This window comes from Mesorhizobium sp. B2-3-2, assembly GCF_006442295.1.
GTDB lineage: Bacteria > Pseudomonadota > Alphaproteobacteria > Rhizobiales > Rhizobiaceae > Mesorhizobium.
In genome coordinates this window covers 64,210-77,669 of the sequence record NZ_VFWA01000017.1, presented here as the reverse complement: position 1 = coordinate 77,669, position 13,460 = coordinate 64,210, and the positions used below count along the sequence as shown (strand labels likewise).

Here is a 13,460-nt window from a genome sequence, read left to right as displayed (position 1 = left end):
GAGTGAGGACTCTTGATTGGTCCGTGGCCGAATCCTCAGCCACATATCCAATGGGTGAAGCAACTATCATCCCGTGTTTGACATGTTGCAAACGAATTGGAATGATACCAGCAATCAAAATTCCTTATGGCGGACGGGATGCGGCCCACCCTCGACAGCGATCTCCTGCGCACCTTCGTGGCCATTGTCGAAGCAGGCAATTTCACCAAGGCGGCCGAGCAGGCCGGTCGCACCCAATCGGCGGTTTCGATGCAGATGAAGAAGCTCGAAAGCGTCATCGGCGACAGCCTGTTCGAGCGCGGGTCGCGCGGCGTGGCGCTGACGCGGCGCGGCGGCGAGCTGATTGTCAATGCCCGCCGCATCGTCTCGCTGCTCGACGAGACTGCAGCGTCGATGGCGGCGGCGCCGCTCGGCGGGCCGGTGCGGATCGGCATTCCGGAGGAATACGGCCATGCCATCCTGTCGCGCGCGCTCGGAGCGTTCTCGAAGCGTCACACCAAGGTAGAGGTCACCGTGCGCTATGCCCATTCGGGGGCGCAGATAGCGGCGCTTGCCGCCGGCGAACTCGATCTTTGCGTGGTGTTCGAATGGCAGGATCCTTCAGGCGGCGAAGTGCTGATGCACGATCCGACGGTGTGGGTGACATCGATCCTGCATAACATGCATGAGGAGCGTCCGGTGCCGATCGCGCTCTATAACCGGGCCGGCTGGTGCAAGGATTTCGCCATCAAATCGCTCGAGCAGCGCGGGCTTGGCTATCGTGTCGCCTACACCAGCGACACGACCGGCGGCCTGAAGCTTGCCGTGACCTCGGGTCTGGCGATCGCACCGATTTCGCGCAGCAACATTCCGGACGGCTGCCGGGAGTTGACGTCGGCCGACGGTTTCGGTGACATCGATTCCTCGAATGTGGTGATGCATCGCAACCCGAATGCGTCGGGCGAGGCGATCGACGGCATGCAAGAGGCGATCCGCGAGGCGTTCGTCAACAGGCAGAGTCAGCCGGCCGCATCCTCGTAGAAATGCAGCCGGTTGCCGAACGGATCGGCAACCGACACCTCGCGGGTCTTCCACGGCGTCTCTTCCAGGCCCGGCCTGGCGAAACGGTATGCTTTGCCGATCAGTTCGCGATGCAGGGCGGCGATGTCCTCGACCTTGATACGCATGGCGATGCCGGGCGCGCCGTCGCCATGGTGTTCGCTCAGATGCAGGACGCAGCCGTCACGGCCGACCGCCATGTAAAGCGGCGCGTTGTCGTCGAAGCGGTGCTCCCACAGCACCTCGAAGCCGAGGAAGCCCACGTAAAACTCATGGGCCTTGGCAATGTCGAAGATGCGCAGGATGGGCGTCACTGTGCCGAGTTTGGGCATGATGTTGCAGCCGCTCCCGAATTACAGACCGATGCCGCGGCGGCGATCCCTATTTCAGTTCCAGCAGCCGTTCCAGATAGCTGCGCTCGATGTCGGGGCTGAGCGCATTGCCGAGCCGTTTGCGGATCGCTTCCAGGATCTGGCGGGCGCGCTGCACGTCGATCTCGTCCGGCACCTTCACCGAATCGCCGAAATCGGGACCCTGGCTGGCGCGCGGCCGGCCGAGCGGATCGCGATCGGCGTTCTGCTGGCGACCGCCTTCCTCGCTGCCGCCTTCGTCGCCCTGCATCGCCTGCATCTGCTTCATCATGTCCTTGGCGCCCTTGCGCAGCGCCTCCAGCGCGCGGCCCTGGTGGCCAACGGCCTGATCACCTTCACCATCGCCCAGGGCCTGCTCGGCATTGCCCATTGATTTGCCGGCCTCGCCGAAGCCTTCATTGGGCTCCATGCCCATCCCCTCGAGCCCCTTCTTCAACTGCTCGAGGTCGTTCTTCAGCTGGCCTTGGCCTTCCTGCAACTGCTTCAGCGCGTCGGCGAATTCCTGCGGCGTCATCGGCTTTTGCCCGGCGAGCGGATCGCGGTTCTCGCCTGCGCCCGGCCTGTCCTGATCCTCGCCGCCGCCTTCGCCGAGCTGTTCATCGCGGTTCTGGCCGCGCTGGCGCTCGCCGCGTTGCATCTGGTCCATGCGGAAGGTGTCGTTCATCATCTCCTGCTGGCGCCGCAGGATGTCGCCGAGCTTGTCCATCTGCTGGCGCATCTGGCTGTCCTGCTGGCCACCCTGCTGCTGGCGGCCGGCCTGGAGGTTGTTCATCATGTCCTGCAGCTGCGACAGCAATTGCTGCGCCTTGTCGCGATCGCCGGACTTCGCCAGGTTCTCGATCTGGTCCATCATGCGGTCGATGTCGCTCTGGCGCAGTTCCTGGCCGTTCTGCTGCATCTGCGGGGCGTTGGGATTCTGCTTGGCGCGCTCGGCGAATTCCTGCAGGAACTGGTTCATCGCCTCGCGCAGTTCCTTCATCGCCTTTTCGATCTCCGCGTCGCTGGCGCCGTTCTTGATAGCGTCCTGCAAAGCCTGCTGCGCCTGGCGCAGCCGCTTCTCGGCAGCCGAGAGATTGCCCTCCTCGATGCCGAGCGCGATTTCCCAGAGATAGGAGACTTCGTTGCGCAACTGGTCGTCGCTGTCGGCCATCTTCAACCGGCTGCGCGCGCTCATGATGGCGAGGTAGTGGGACATGTTGTCGAACGTGTCCTCGGGCCGCAGCGTGATCGCATCCATCAGGTCGAGCACGCGCGGCTTGGCGTTGGCGTCGAGCGCCAGCAGGCGGCGCTGCTCGATAACGGCCCGCGCCAGTGGATTGGAGAACGGCCGCTCCGGCATCACCAATGTCTTGGTTTCGCTGCTCGCCGTATGCCCGGCATCGTCGGTGGCGACCAGCGTCAACTTGATCTCGGCGCCAGCCCAGACGTGCTCGGTCAGGTCCTTCGAGGTCCGGGCGGCATTCGCCTTGCCGCCGCGGCGCGGCAGCGTCAGCGGCATGTCGGGCGGACCGTAGAGCGGACGCGCATCGGGCACCTGCGGATCGGCGAGCGCGAACACGGCCTTGGCGTTGGCGGCGCCATAATCGTCGTCGATCTGGTAGTTGAGCTCGAAAGCGCCGTTGACAGCGCGCTTCGGCTCGCCGACGAAACGGATCTGCGGCGGCTTGTCCGGGATCACCGCGAAGGCCCAACGGCCGAGTTCGTCCTCGCCCGACTTCAGCGTCAGCGTGCCATCGCTCGTCAGCTTGCCGATGAACTGACGCACTTTGGACTGCGCTGCCGGGCTTGCCGCCGGCTTGGCCGCAGCGGCCTGCGGGTCGGCGGGATCGATGGCGCGGGCATTGCCATTCTTGTCGGCATAGGCAAGTGTCTCCTCGCCCGTGCCGCCTGTGACGCGCAGCGAAACGTCGCTGCCTTCGGGAACGTGGAAGGCCGGCGCCGCCTGGTTGGCATCCGCGGTCAGGAAGATCGGGGGCTTGCCGGTATAAGCGGGCGGCGTCACCCATGCATCGATGCGCGGCGGCACGGCGTCATGCGCGTCCCGGGCGCTGAACGCGTCGGCTACCCGGCCACCGGTCGGTCCGAAGGAAAAAGCGAAGGCGGTGACGAGCAGAAGCGCCGCCACGGCGCGCAATCCCCAGGGATCGCGTTCCGGCACGCGCGTGCGCGGCACGTCGGCACCGAGGCTGTCGAGCCTGTCGGCCATGCGCTTCTGGTGCTCGCGCCACAGCGCCTGCGAGAAGCTGCTTTCGCGGCCGCTCGGCCGGTCCGTCTGGGTCTGGACGGGGTGGTGCAGCAAATGGTTGGCCGCCTCGATCCGGCGGTCGATCTCGGCGCCGCCCGGCATGCGAAAAAAGCGTAGCGGGTAGAGCGCAGCCAGTGTCGCGACGCCGAAGGCGGCGACCAGCCCGATGCGCGCCGCATCGGGCAGGCGCGGGAAGAGCCCTAGCCAGGAAATGCTGAGAAACAGGCTGGCGACGACGAGAAGCGGCAGCAGGAGCGGCCAGCCCCGTTCGACCATCATCGACACCCGCGTCGCCAGCCGGCTGAGCGCCAGGCGCCCGGCGAGACCGCGATCGCTGCTGAAGATCGGTCGTTCCGTCATCGGCCCTTCCACGGGAGCGGGCGGGATGGCCCGAACCTCACGACTCGAAGAATACCCAGCAAACGCGGCGAAGGCGAGGCAGTTCCTGAAAAACGTGAGCGAGAGAAAGGCGCAGCGATCAGAATTTCGCCGGATTTGCGTTCGCGCCGCAGACCAGGACGGCGACCCGTTCGCCGGGTGCCGGCGCATAGCGGCCAGACAGGATGGCGCCGAAAGCCGCGGCGCCACCGGGTTCCGAGATGATCCGCACCCGGTCCCACAGCGCCTTCTGGGCGGCGACGATGTCGTCGTCGCTGACCAGGATGGAGCGTTCCACGAAGGCCTCGGCGATCGGGAACATCATCTCGCCGACACGTTTGGGCGCCAGGGAATCGGCGGCGATGCCCTCGGCCGGCGCATCGACCGGATGGCCGGCCTCGAGGGCGCGATAGAGTGTCGGCGCGCCCTCCGGTTCGACGGCGACGATGCGGATACGGCCGGCGAACCAGGCGGCGATGCCACCGATCAGGCCGCCGCCGCCGACGGCGACCAGCAAAGTATCGATCTGAGGCAGGTCGTTCTCGATTTCCAGTCCGAGCGTGCCTTGCCCGATAAGCGTTTCCTCCTGGTTGAAAGCGTGGATCTGCAAGGCGCCGGTTTGCTCGGCGAAACGTTCGCTGGCGGCCAGCGCCTCGGCATAGCGGGCGCCGCCGACGACCAGTTCGGCGCCGTAGCCGCGGATGCGCTCCAGCTTGGCCGGCGGGCTCACCTCCGGAACGAAGATGGTCGCCCTGTGGCCGAGCCGCATGGCGGAATACGCCACCGCCGCGCCATGATTGCCGCCCGAGGCGGCGACGACACCGGCCTCGGGGACCTGCCGCTCGAGAAGATTGGTGAACGCGCCGCGCGCTTTGAACGAACCGGAATGCTGCAGGCATTCGAGTTTGAGGTCGAGCGCCAGCGGCGGCCGGTCGAAATCGGCCATGTCGACGCGCAGCACCGGCGTGTGGCGAACATAGGGACGGATGCGCGGTTCCATCGCGGCGATGCGTTCGCGCGTTATGGTGCTGCCGTTGGTCATGGCCATCTCCTTGGGATTGACAGTAATCAGTAACTTGGCAAAATGGCTAAATGCAAGAGGTTGATGTGTTCAAGGCGATCGCCAACGAACGAAGGCTACGAATCCTCGATTGGCTGAAGGATCCGCGCGCGCATTTCCCGGCCCAGGCGGATGGCGATCTGGTCGAGGACGGCGTCTGTGCACTGCTGATCGCTGAAAAGCTCGGCATTACGCAGGCGACGCTCAGCGAGCACATGCGTGTGCTCACCCAGGCAGGGCTGTTACGGACCAAGCGCATCAAGCAATGGACCTTCTACCGCCGCGACGAGGACAAGATCGCCGAGACAAGAGCGCTCATCCAGAAGCGGCTATAGGGCCGCCGTCGGCGGCTTCTATGCAAGCCAGTCGGGCATCGAATCCAGGCCGATCAGCTCGTCATAGGTCTGGCGCGGGCGCACGACGTGGAAACGATCGCCGTCGACCAGCACCTCCGGTACCAGCAGGCGGGTGTTGTAGGTGCCGGCCTGCACCGCGCCATAGGCGCCAGCGGTGGCGATGGCGACCAGGTCGCCGGACTTGAGCCTTGGCAGGTCGCGGTCGAGGCCGAGATAGTCGCCGGTCTCGCAGACCGGGCCGACGATATCGACCGTCATGCGCGGCGCGTCGGCGGGCGGCAGCACCGCCGGTCTTACGTCGTGAAAAGCGTCGTAGAGCGTCGGCCGGATCAGGTCGTTCATGGCGGCGTCCACGACGAGGAAATTCTTGGCATCGCCTTCTTTCGCGAAGATCACTTGCGAGACGAGGATACCGGCATTGCCAACGATCAGCCGGCCCGGCTCGAACATCACCTTCAAGCCGAGCTTGGTGACGTGCTTGCGGACGATCTGCGCATAGGCGTCGGGGAGCGGTGGCGGGTTGTTGTCGACGCGGTAGGGAATGCCGAGACCGCCGCCGAGATCGACATGCTCGATCGCATGGCCGTCGGCGCGCAGCGCGCCGACCAGTTCCACCAAAAGCGCGAAGGCATCGTCGAAGGGTTGCAGCTCGGTGATCTGGCTGCCGATATGGGTGTCGATGCCGGTGACCTTGATGCCCGGCAATTCAGCCGCGCGCGCATAGACCTGACGCGCCTTCTGCCATGGGATGCCGAACTTGTTCTCGGCTTTGCCTGTCGAGATCTTCTTGTGCGTCCTGGCGTCGACATCCGGATTGATGCGCAGCGAGACCGGCGCCACCTTGCCCAGGGCAACGGCGCGCGACGAGAGCAGTTCGAGTTCGGGCTCGGATTCGACGTTGAAGCACAGGATGCCGGCCGCCAGCGCAAAGTCCATTTCACGCGCGGTCTTGCCGACGCCGGAGAACAGGATCTTGTCGGCCGGGATGCCGGCTGCCAGCGCGCGCCGCAACTCGCCTTCCGACACCACGTCGGCTCCGGCGCCGAGCCTGGCCAAGGTCCTCAGCACCGCCTGATTGGAATTCGCCTTCATGGCGTAGCAGACCAGCGTGTCGAGCCCGGAAAAGGCCTGGGCGAAGACGCGGTAGTGCCTGGTCAGCGTGGCCGTCGAATAGCAGTAGAACGGCGTGCCGACGGTTGCGGCGATATCCGTTATCGCCACGTCCTCGGCATGAAGCACGCCGTCGCGGTAGTCGAAATGATTCACGAGAGTGGTTCCGAAAAGTTGGAGCAGGGTAGGAGCGGTTTTAGCACTCTAAACCGCTCTCACCGGCTCTAGAGCAGCGGGTCGAGAATGAACTTCTTGTCCGCGACCGGTTTTTCCGGCTCCGGCGGCACAGGTTGGTGGGCCTTCTCGGCGTCCTTGCGTGCCTGCACGGCCGCCTCGTAAGGCGTGTCGAGACCGGACCTTCTGCCGCAAGCCGTAACGGCGGCAACCGCCGCAAGCAGCGTCAGTGTCACCAAAATCCTGCTTCCGGTCATCGATCCATCCGTCCGAAACTTTTTCCGCCGCTGCTTTTAGCCGAGTTCTCGGCGCATTGCACCCTGGATATTGCCGTTGATATCCGGGATATTGCCGGTCGCAATATCCGGGATATTGCAACGGCAATATCCGGCGTCACGCCTTGGCCAGCCGCTTTTTCCAGTAGCGGATCTGCTTCCTGACTTCGGACGGTGCGGTGCCGCCGAAGGAGGTGCGGCTCTTCACCGAGTTCTGCACGGCCAGCACCGAAAAAATGTCCTTCGTGATGCCGGGATGGATCGACTGCAAGTCTTCCAGCGCAAGCTTCTCCAGGCTCAGCTTCTTCTCTTCGGCCAGCGCCACCGCCCGTCCCGTGACATGATGCGCCTCGCGGAACGGCAGGCCGAGCGTGCGCACCAGCCAGTCGGCAAGGTCGGTCGCGGTCGCGTGGCCGGAGCCGGCGGCCTTCTTCATCGCCGCCGCGTTCACCGTCATGTCGGAGACCATGCCGGTCATCGCCGCCAGCATCAGGTCGAGCGTCTCGGCGGCATCGAACACCGATTCCTTGTCTTCCTGCATGTCCTTGCCATAGGTCAAAGGCATGCCCTTCATCACCGTCAGCAGGCCGACCAGATGGCCGGTGACGCGGCCGGTCTTGCCGCGCACCAATTCGGCGGCGTCGGGGTTCTTCTTCTGCGGCATGATGGAGGAGCCGGTGGAGAAGCTGTCCGACAGCCTGATGAAGCCGAATTGCGGCGTCGACCAGATGATGATTTCTTCCGCCAGCCGCGACAGATGCGTGGCGCATATCGCCGCCAGTCCAAGGAATTCCAGCGCGAAATCGCGGTCCGAGACGCTGTCCAGCGAATTGCGCATCGGTTCGCGGAAGCCGAGCGCCGTGGCGGTCTGGTGGCGGTCGATCGGAAAGCTGGTGCCGGCAAGGGCGGCCGCACCCAGCGGGCTTTCGTCCATGCGTTCGATGGCGTCGCGCACCCGCGACAGGTCGCGCGAAAACATCTCGACATAGGCCATGCAATGGTGGCCGAAGGTCACCGGCTGCGCCGCCTGCATATGGGTGAAGCCCGGCATCACCGTCGCGGCGTGCTGCTCGGCCCGCTCCAGCAACGCACCGATCAGGCCTTTCAAGGCCTCGGCGACGCGAAAGCACTCGTCCTTGACCCAGAGCCGGAGATCCACTGCAACCTGGTCGTTGCGAGAGCGGGCCGTGTGCAGCCGGCCGGCGGCCGGACCGATCAGCTCGGCGAGACGGGCCTCGACATTCATGTGGATGTCTTCCAGCCTGGTCGAGAATTCAAACGTGCCCGTCTCGATCTCTTTCAGGATCGTGTTCAGGCCGTGAGCGATTTTTTCTTGATCGGCCGCCGAAATAATGCGCGTTTGCGCCAGCATCGCGCTATGGGCGATCGAACCTCTGATGTCCTGCGCATAGAGTTTGCGGTCGAACGAGATCGACGCGTTGATAGCTTCCATGATCGCGGCCGGACCCGAGGCAAATCGTCCGCCCCACATCTGGTTGCTGGTCTTCTTGTCGCTCATGGCTATAAAACCCGTGCTTCGGAGCAGTTTTAAGAAAATGGCAGACGGAAACAGATTTTTCCCGGCCCCGCGCCTGATCCTCGCCGCCCTGGTGGCGGGAGCGCTGGCCGGCGCGGTCGCGGTATATGTCAGCGAGAGCCGGTCTGGCAACAACGCCGCGCCGCATGTCGCCGTCGGCGACAGCAAGGACGATGTCGCCTGCGCCGCCAAGAGCGAACGCGCCAAGAAGATCGCCGCTGCCGCCACCGGCGAGGTCGCGGCCCTCTTGCCCGCCGATCCGCCGCAATCGATGAAGAGCCTCGCCTTCAACGGCCCGGACGGCAAGCCGATGACCATCGCCGACCATGCCGGCAAGACGGTGCTGCTCAATCTGTGGGCGACGTGGTGCGCGCCATGCCGCGCCGAAATGCCTGCGCTGGACGCTTTGCAGAAGGAGAAGGGCAGCGATACCTTCCAGGTCGTCGCCGTCAATGTCGATGCCGGCGACGACGTGAAGCCGAAGAAGTTCCTTAGGGACACCGGCGTCGAGGCGCTCGGCTATTACCGGGATTCGACGATGGCGCTGTTCAACGACCTGAAGACGCGCGGCCTGGCGCTCGGCCTGCCCGTCACCATGCTGATCGACGGCGAAGGCTGCCTGATCGCTCATATGAACGGCCCGGCCGAGTGGTCGGGGCCGGACGCCAAGCGGCTTGTCGAGGCCGCGCTGGGGTCGTGACGGAACTGGAGTCGGGCTGAGCGCAATCGCGGCTTGAGCACCGCGAGGCTCCGCCCTGCTCATTGGCTTCGGCCGGAACCGTCGTAACGAAGTCGGTCAATTCGTCGAATGCCTCGATCGGCGGCGGCTTGCCGGATAGTAGCCCTGGCCGATCTCGCAGGCCCCGGCGTCCGGGAACTCACCTCAAGGACATATGGCGAGCTGCTTCTGTTAGCGGCCAGACGAGCCGTTGTTTGGCAGGGGATACACGCCCTTCAATACTTCGTGGAAGTGATGACTGACCGCCGCGTTGCACTCGCAAGCAAGCGACCGCAGGCCGTCGACCCTGCGAACGGCGATCCGGGCACGGCGCGTCTCAATGAGGCCGCCTTCTTTCAGATCGCGTATGACGCGGCTCAAATAACTTCGGCCGACTCCGAGCATTACGGCGAGCTGTTCCTGTGTCAGCGCCAGATCGGGAGTGCCTGTCCGATCGATGGCGGCCAGCAGCCATTTTGCTGTCCGTTGCTCGATCGAATGCGCGGCATTGCAGGCGACGGATTGGAACATCTGCGCCATCAGGCAGTCAGCGTACCGCGCGAACAGGTTCCGCAACGTCGACGAGCGGGACTTCGCCTCTTCAAGGTTAAGCAGGTTAATGCGAAAGAACGAACCTCCCAATTGTACTTCAGCGCGAGCGTAAGCTGGAAGCCTGCCTTGGCTGACAACTCCGCCTATCGCTCCTTCTCGTCCGACCAGAGCCGTCTCGATCGCACGTCCGTCGCTCAGCACGACGAGATAGGAGATCAGGCTTGGGCCTCGCGGGAAGTATGCATGGCGAACGGTGTCGCCAGGTTCATAAAGCAGTGTTCCGGTGGGGGCCGACCATTCCTCGAGCCAAGGCTGGAGAATGCCCCAATCTTCCGCTGTGAGTGCCCGCAGAAGATTGTTGCCGATCATGCTGGAGTCTGTGTGGGCGCGGACTTCCATAACAATCCTCTGAACAATCGCTTGCGGCCCATATCCCAATAACCGGAGAAATGTCCACTAGTGCGCAGACGAGCAGAGCGCGAATGTCTAAAAAGTGACAGGGGTGCTGATCCAGGCCCCATCGAGCGCGAGCTGTGGCGCGTCGGCTCCAGGCGAAATGCTAGACGATCGCCTGGGCGGACAACAAAGCCCGGCGGTTGAATTCCTGGCGTGTCGCGTTCTGCACGCCGATACTGAACCCGTGCAACCAGCGTGAGATATGAACCCGGAACAACCGCCCGCTTCAGGGGCCAATCCCCTTCTCCGGCTCTACATCGCCGGAGACACGCCCGGTGCTCGTCGGGCGTTGGAAAGCCGCCTGAAAATAATCGAGGAGATGAGCGCAACCATTGAAATCCAGATTGTCGATATCCTGAAGCACCCTCATGAGGCGGAACGAGCAGGTATACTGGCAACACCGACGCTCTCCGACGAATCCGCCGATCCCCCGCGTCGTCTGGTGGGCGATATCAGCAATATCGTTCAGGTTCTCGACTATTTCGGTTTTCGCAAGAAGGGTGATATTCATGACCGCGACGGATGAGATCTCTATCGACCCGGTTCTCGAACGCGTCAATACAGGGATCGAGGCTTTTGACGACTTGGTGATGGGTGGCTTGCCGCGCGGGCGCACCACTATCGTGGGGGGCACGCCCGGCAGCGGCAAGACCGTGTTCGCCACGCAATTCCTGGCGCATGGCATCACCGATCTCAATGAAGCCGGTGTCTTCGTCACTTTCGAGGAGTCGCCAACCGAGATCGAGGTCAATATGGCGAGCTTCGGCTGGGACATCCGCGGCTGGCGAGCGGCGGACAAGCTTGTCTTCGTCGATGCGAGCCCGCGCGATCAGGATCAGGTGATTGTGGGCGATTTCGATCTCGCCGGTCTCCTGACCCGCATTCTGCACGCCAGCCGAAGCGCCGGGGCAAAGCGCATCGTGCTCGATTCGGTTACTCAACTTTTCGATCATTTCGTAGCCGAGCGAACGGCAGTGCGCCGCGAACTGCTGCGTATTGCGACCGCGCTGAAGAAAGAAGGGCTGACGGTCCTTATGACCGCCGAGCGCAACAGTGAATATGGTGAAATCTCCCGCCACCGAATAGAGGAGTTCGTCGCAGACAATGTCGTGATCCTTCGCAATGCCCTTGATCGCGAGCGCCGTCGACGGACCATAGAAGTCCTGAAAATGCGGGGCAGCCGTCACGTCGAGGGCGAAGTGCCCATAACGCTGGTCGCCGAACAGGGCATTGTGGCCGTGCCTTTGTCATCGTTGCGTCTGGAGCAGCAATCAAGCACGAAACGGGTCACCAGCGGCAATTCCGAACTCGACAAGATGTGCAGCGGCGGGTTCTTTCGCGACAGCGTAACCCTTGTCAGTGGCGCCACAGGCACCGGAAAGACTCTGCTGGTTACCAATTTTCTTGCGGGCGGAGTGGCTGCGGGCGAACGCGCCTTGCTCGTCGGCTATGAGGAGAGCCGCGGCCAGCTCTTCCGCAACGCGCGCAGTTGGGGCGTCGATTTCGAAGCCATGGAGGCGGATGGTCGGCTAAAGGTAGTCTGCCTTTATCCGGAAGCGCAGAGTTTGCCGGATCACCTTCTGATGATCCGCGAACTGGTGGCGGAGTTCAAACCCGATCGCATGGCAATAGACAGCCTGTCGGCATTGGAGCGCATCGCGCCGGAAACCGGTTTCCGGGAGTTCCTGATCAGCGTCACCTCCTTCATAAAGAAGCGCGAAATTGCCGGCCTTTGCACCGCTACCAACAAATCGCTTGTCGGTGGCCAGAGCGCTAGCGAGCAGCATATCTCCACGCTCACAGACTCAATCATTCTGCTGCGCTACATTCAGCAGGAAGAATTCATGCACCGCGGCATGATGGTCTTGAAAATGCGCGGCAGCGAACACGACAAGCAGATACGGCGCTTCACCATCGACAGCGGCGGCATGCATCTCGGAATGCCCTTTGACGGCGCGCCCGATGTATTCGGCGACTCCGCCTTGGCTAGCGCGCCGTCGACATGAAAAATGCCTTGAGCGTGGCGCAAAACGTCACCGAAATGCTGGAACCGTCCGGAGATACGTCTCTGGCCGGCATCAGCCAGCTCAGCTTTCGCCAGTTGATCGAAAATACCGCCGACGGGATGCTGGTGGTCGATTTGGACGGCACGGTGCTCTATGCCAATCCTGCGGCAGCCATAATTTTTGGACAGCCGCTTGATGAACTCCTGCACGTTCCGCTTGGCCGGCCGGTCGTCTCTGGAGAGATCGCCGAGATCACCGTTCACCGTTCCGGCCGCAAGCCGGCAGAAGTGGAAATGCGCACGGTCGAGGTTACCTGGGACGGCAGGCCGGCATTACTTGCCAGCCTGCGCGATGTCTCGGCTCAGCGATCAAGAGAAGAGAACGCACGTCAGTCACAAAAGCTCGAAGCCATTGGACGCCTCGCGGCCGGCATCGTCCATGACTTCAATAACCTGCTCGCCGTTTTCGAGTCTGGCCTTCGGCTTCTGCAGAGACAGATCGCTAAAGATCCCGCGGATGAGAAAGTCACTCCGCTGGTCGAGGAGATGCTCAGGCGGATCGAAAATGGAGGAGCGCTGACACAGCAACTGCTTGCCTTTTCCCGACGCCAATCCCTGGTTCCGGAACAGATTGATCTCAACGAACGAATCAAGGGGCTGACCACGCTGCTGGAACGGACGTTGGGGAGCGGAATCCGCGTGCAATGCAATCTGGATCCGGCCTTGGGCCCCGTCCTCATCGATGCCAACCAGCTCGACATCGCCGTTCTTAACCTTGCCGTGAACGCCCGGGACGCAATGAATGGCAGTGGCACCCTCACGATTGAGACCAGCAATTTTCCAAATGATCTGGAGGATTTGCGTGCAGCGGCGGCTTCATTCGTTCGCGTGACAATACACGATACCGGCTGCGGAATGAGCAAGGACACCCTGGCGCGCGTTTTCGAGCCATTCTTCACAACAAAATCGGAAGGGCAGGGTACGGGACTGGGGCTAAGCCAAGTTTACGGCTTCATCAAGCAATCCGGCGGGCATGTCCGAATCGATAGCGAAATCGGCCGGGGAACAAGCCTGCATCTCTACTTGCCCCGCGCTTCTGGAAGCTGAGGGGAGGCAGACCTGGCGCTCAACCCGTCAGGCTGAGCGGGCGTTGTCATGTCAGTGTTGTCATGTGCTGTTAGACAC

At 63.1% G+C, this 13,460-nt stretch carries 13 protein-coding genes; 6 read left to right on the top strand and 7 right to left on the bottom strand.

Annotated features, from left to right (window positions below; all coding sequences use genetic code 11):
• The first annotated feature begins 138 nt into the window (after positions 1–138).
• On the top strand, positions 139–1,020 hold the full coding sequence (locus tag FJ964_RS26550; RefSeq protein ID WP_140553280.1) for a LysR family transcriptional regulator: 882 nt from the start codon (positions 139–141) through the stop codon (positions 1,018–1,020).
• On the opposite strand, the gene FJ964_RS26545 is transcribed toward FJ964_RS26550, so the two are convergent.
• From FJ964_RS26545 to FJ964_RS26535, 3 genes are all read right to left on the bottom strand, one after another.
• Complete coding sequence (locus tag FJ964_RS26545; RefSeq protein WP_140553278.1) at positions 999–1,370, bottom strand: glyoxalase superfamily protein; 372 nt, start codon at positions 1,368–1,370, stop codon at positions 999–1,001. The genes FJ964_RS26550 and FJ964_RS26545 overlap by 22 nt on opposite strands.
• A gap of 49 nt (positions 1,371–1,419) precedes the next feature.
• Positions 1,420–4,014, bottom strand: a complete 2,595-nt coding sequence (locus tag FJ964_RS26540) for a TIGR02302 family protein (RefSeq protein WP_140553276.1) — start codon at positions 4,012–4,014, stop codon at positions 1,420–1,422.
• A gap of 118 nt (positions 4,015–4,132) precedes the next feature.
• Positions 4,133–5,074: a threonine/serine dehydratase gene (locus FJ964_RS26535; protein ID WP_140553275.1), complete on the bottom strand. Its 942-nt coding sequence runs from the start codon at positions 5,072–5,074 to the stop codon at positions 4,133–4,135.
• A 50-nt stretch (positions 5,075–5,124) separates the two neighbouring features.
• Between FJ964_RS26535 and FJ964_RS26530 the strand changes: the two genes are divergently transcribed.
• Positions 5,125–5,427, top strand: a complete 303-nt coding sequence (locus tag FJ964_RS26530; protein ID WP_140553274.1) for a metalloregulator ArsR/SmtB family transcription factor — start codon at positions 5,125–5,127, stop codon at positions 5,425–5,427.
• Between the two features lie 18 nt (positions 5,428–5,445).
• Here FJ964_RS26530 and lysA read toward each other — a convergent pair whose 3' ends face one another.
• From lysA to argH, 3 genes are all read right to left on the bottom strand, one after another.
• A complete protein-coding gene (gene lysA, locus FJ964_RS26525; protein ID WP_140553273.1) occupies positions 5,446–6,714 on the bottom strand; it encodes a diaminopimelate decarboxylase in 1,269 nt (422 codons plus the stop codon).
• Positions 6,715–6,782: 68 nt separating this feature from the next.
• Positions 6,783–6,989, bottom strand: coding sequence for a lipoprotein (locus FJ964_RS26520; RefSeq protein WP_140500798.1), 207 nt, complete (start codon positions 6,987–6,989; stop codon positions 6,783–6,785).
• A 136-nt stretch (positions 6,990–7,125) separates the two neighbouring features.
• The gene (gene argH, locus FJ964_RS26515) at positions 7,126–8,526 is read right to left on the bottom strand and encodes an argininosuccinate lyase (RefSeq protein WP_140553271.1); all 1,401 of its coding nucleotides are present in this window, start codon (positions 8,524–8,526) and stop codon (positions 7,126–7,128) included.
• A gap of 37 nt (positions 8,527–8,563) precedes the next feature.
• On the opposite strand from argH, the gene FJ964_RS26510 reads away from it, so the two are divergent.
• Positions 8,564–9,244, top strand: a complete 681-nt coding sequence (locus FJ964_RS26510) for a TlpA disulfide reductase family protein (protein WP_140553269.1) — start codon at positions 8,564–8,566, stop codon at positions 9,242–9,244.
• Positions 9,245–9,454: 210 nt separating this feature from the next.
• Here the strand turns inward: FJ964_RS26510 and FJ964_RS26505 are convergent, their stop codons facing one another.
• A complete protein-coding gene (locus FJ964_RS26505; RefSeq protein ID WP_224659060.1) occupies positions 9,455–10,183 on the bottom strand; it encodes a Crp/Fnr family transcriptional regulator in 729 nt (242 codons plus the stop codon).
• A gap of 289 nt (positions 10,184–10,472) precedes the next feature.
• On the opposite strand from FJ964_RS26505, the gene FJ964_RS26500 reads away from it, so the two are divergent.
• From FJ964_RS26500 to FJ964_RS26490, 3 genes are read left to right on the top strand one after another with little or no spacing between them, the layout of a single operon-like run.
• Positions 10,473–10,796: a circadian clock KaiB family protein gene (locus FJ964_RS26500; protein WP_140553265.1), complete on the top strand. Its 324-nt coding sequence runs from the start codon at positions 10,473–10,475 to the stop codon at positions 10,794–10,796.
• Complete coding sequence (gene kaiC, locus FJ964_RS26495) at positions 10,780–12,276, top strand: circadian clock protein KaiC (protein ID WP_140553263.1); 1,497 nt, start codon at positions 10,780–10,782, stop codon at positions 12,274–12,276. The genes FJ964_RS26500 and kaiC overlap by 17 nt, the downstream gene beginning before the upstream one ends.
• A complete protein-coding gene (locus FJ964_RS26490) occupies positions 12,273–13,382 on the top strand; it encodes an ATP-binding protein (protein WP_224659061.1) in 1,110 nt (369 codons plus the stop codon). The genes kaiC and FJ964_RS26490 overlap by 4 nt, the downstream gene beginning before the upstream one ends.
• The last annotated feature ends 78 nt before the right edge of the window (positions 13,383–13,460 follow it).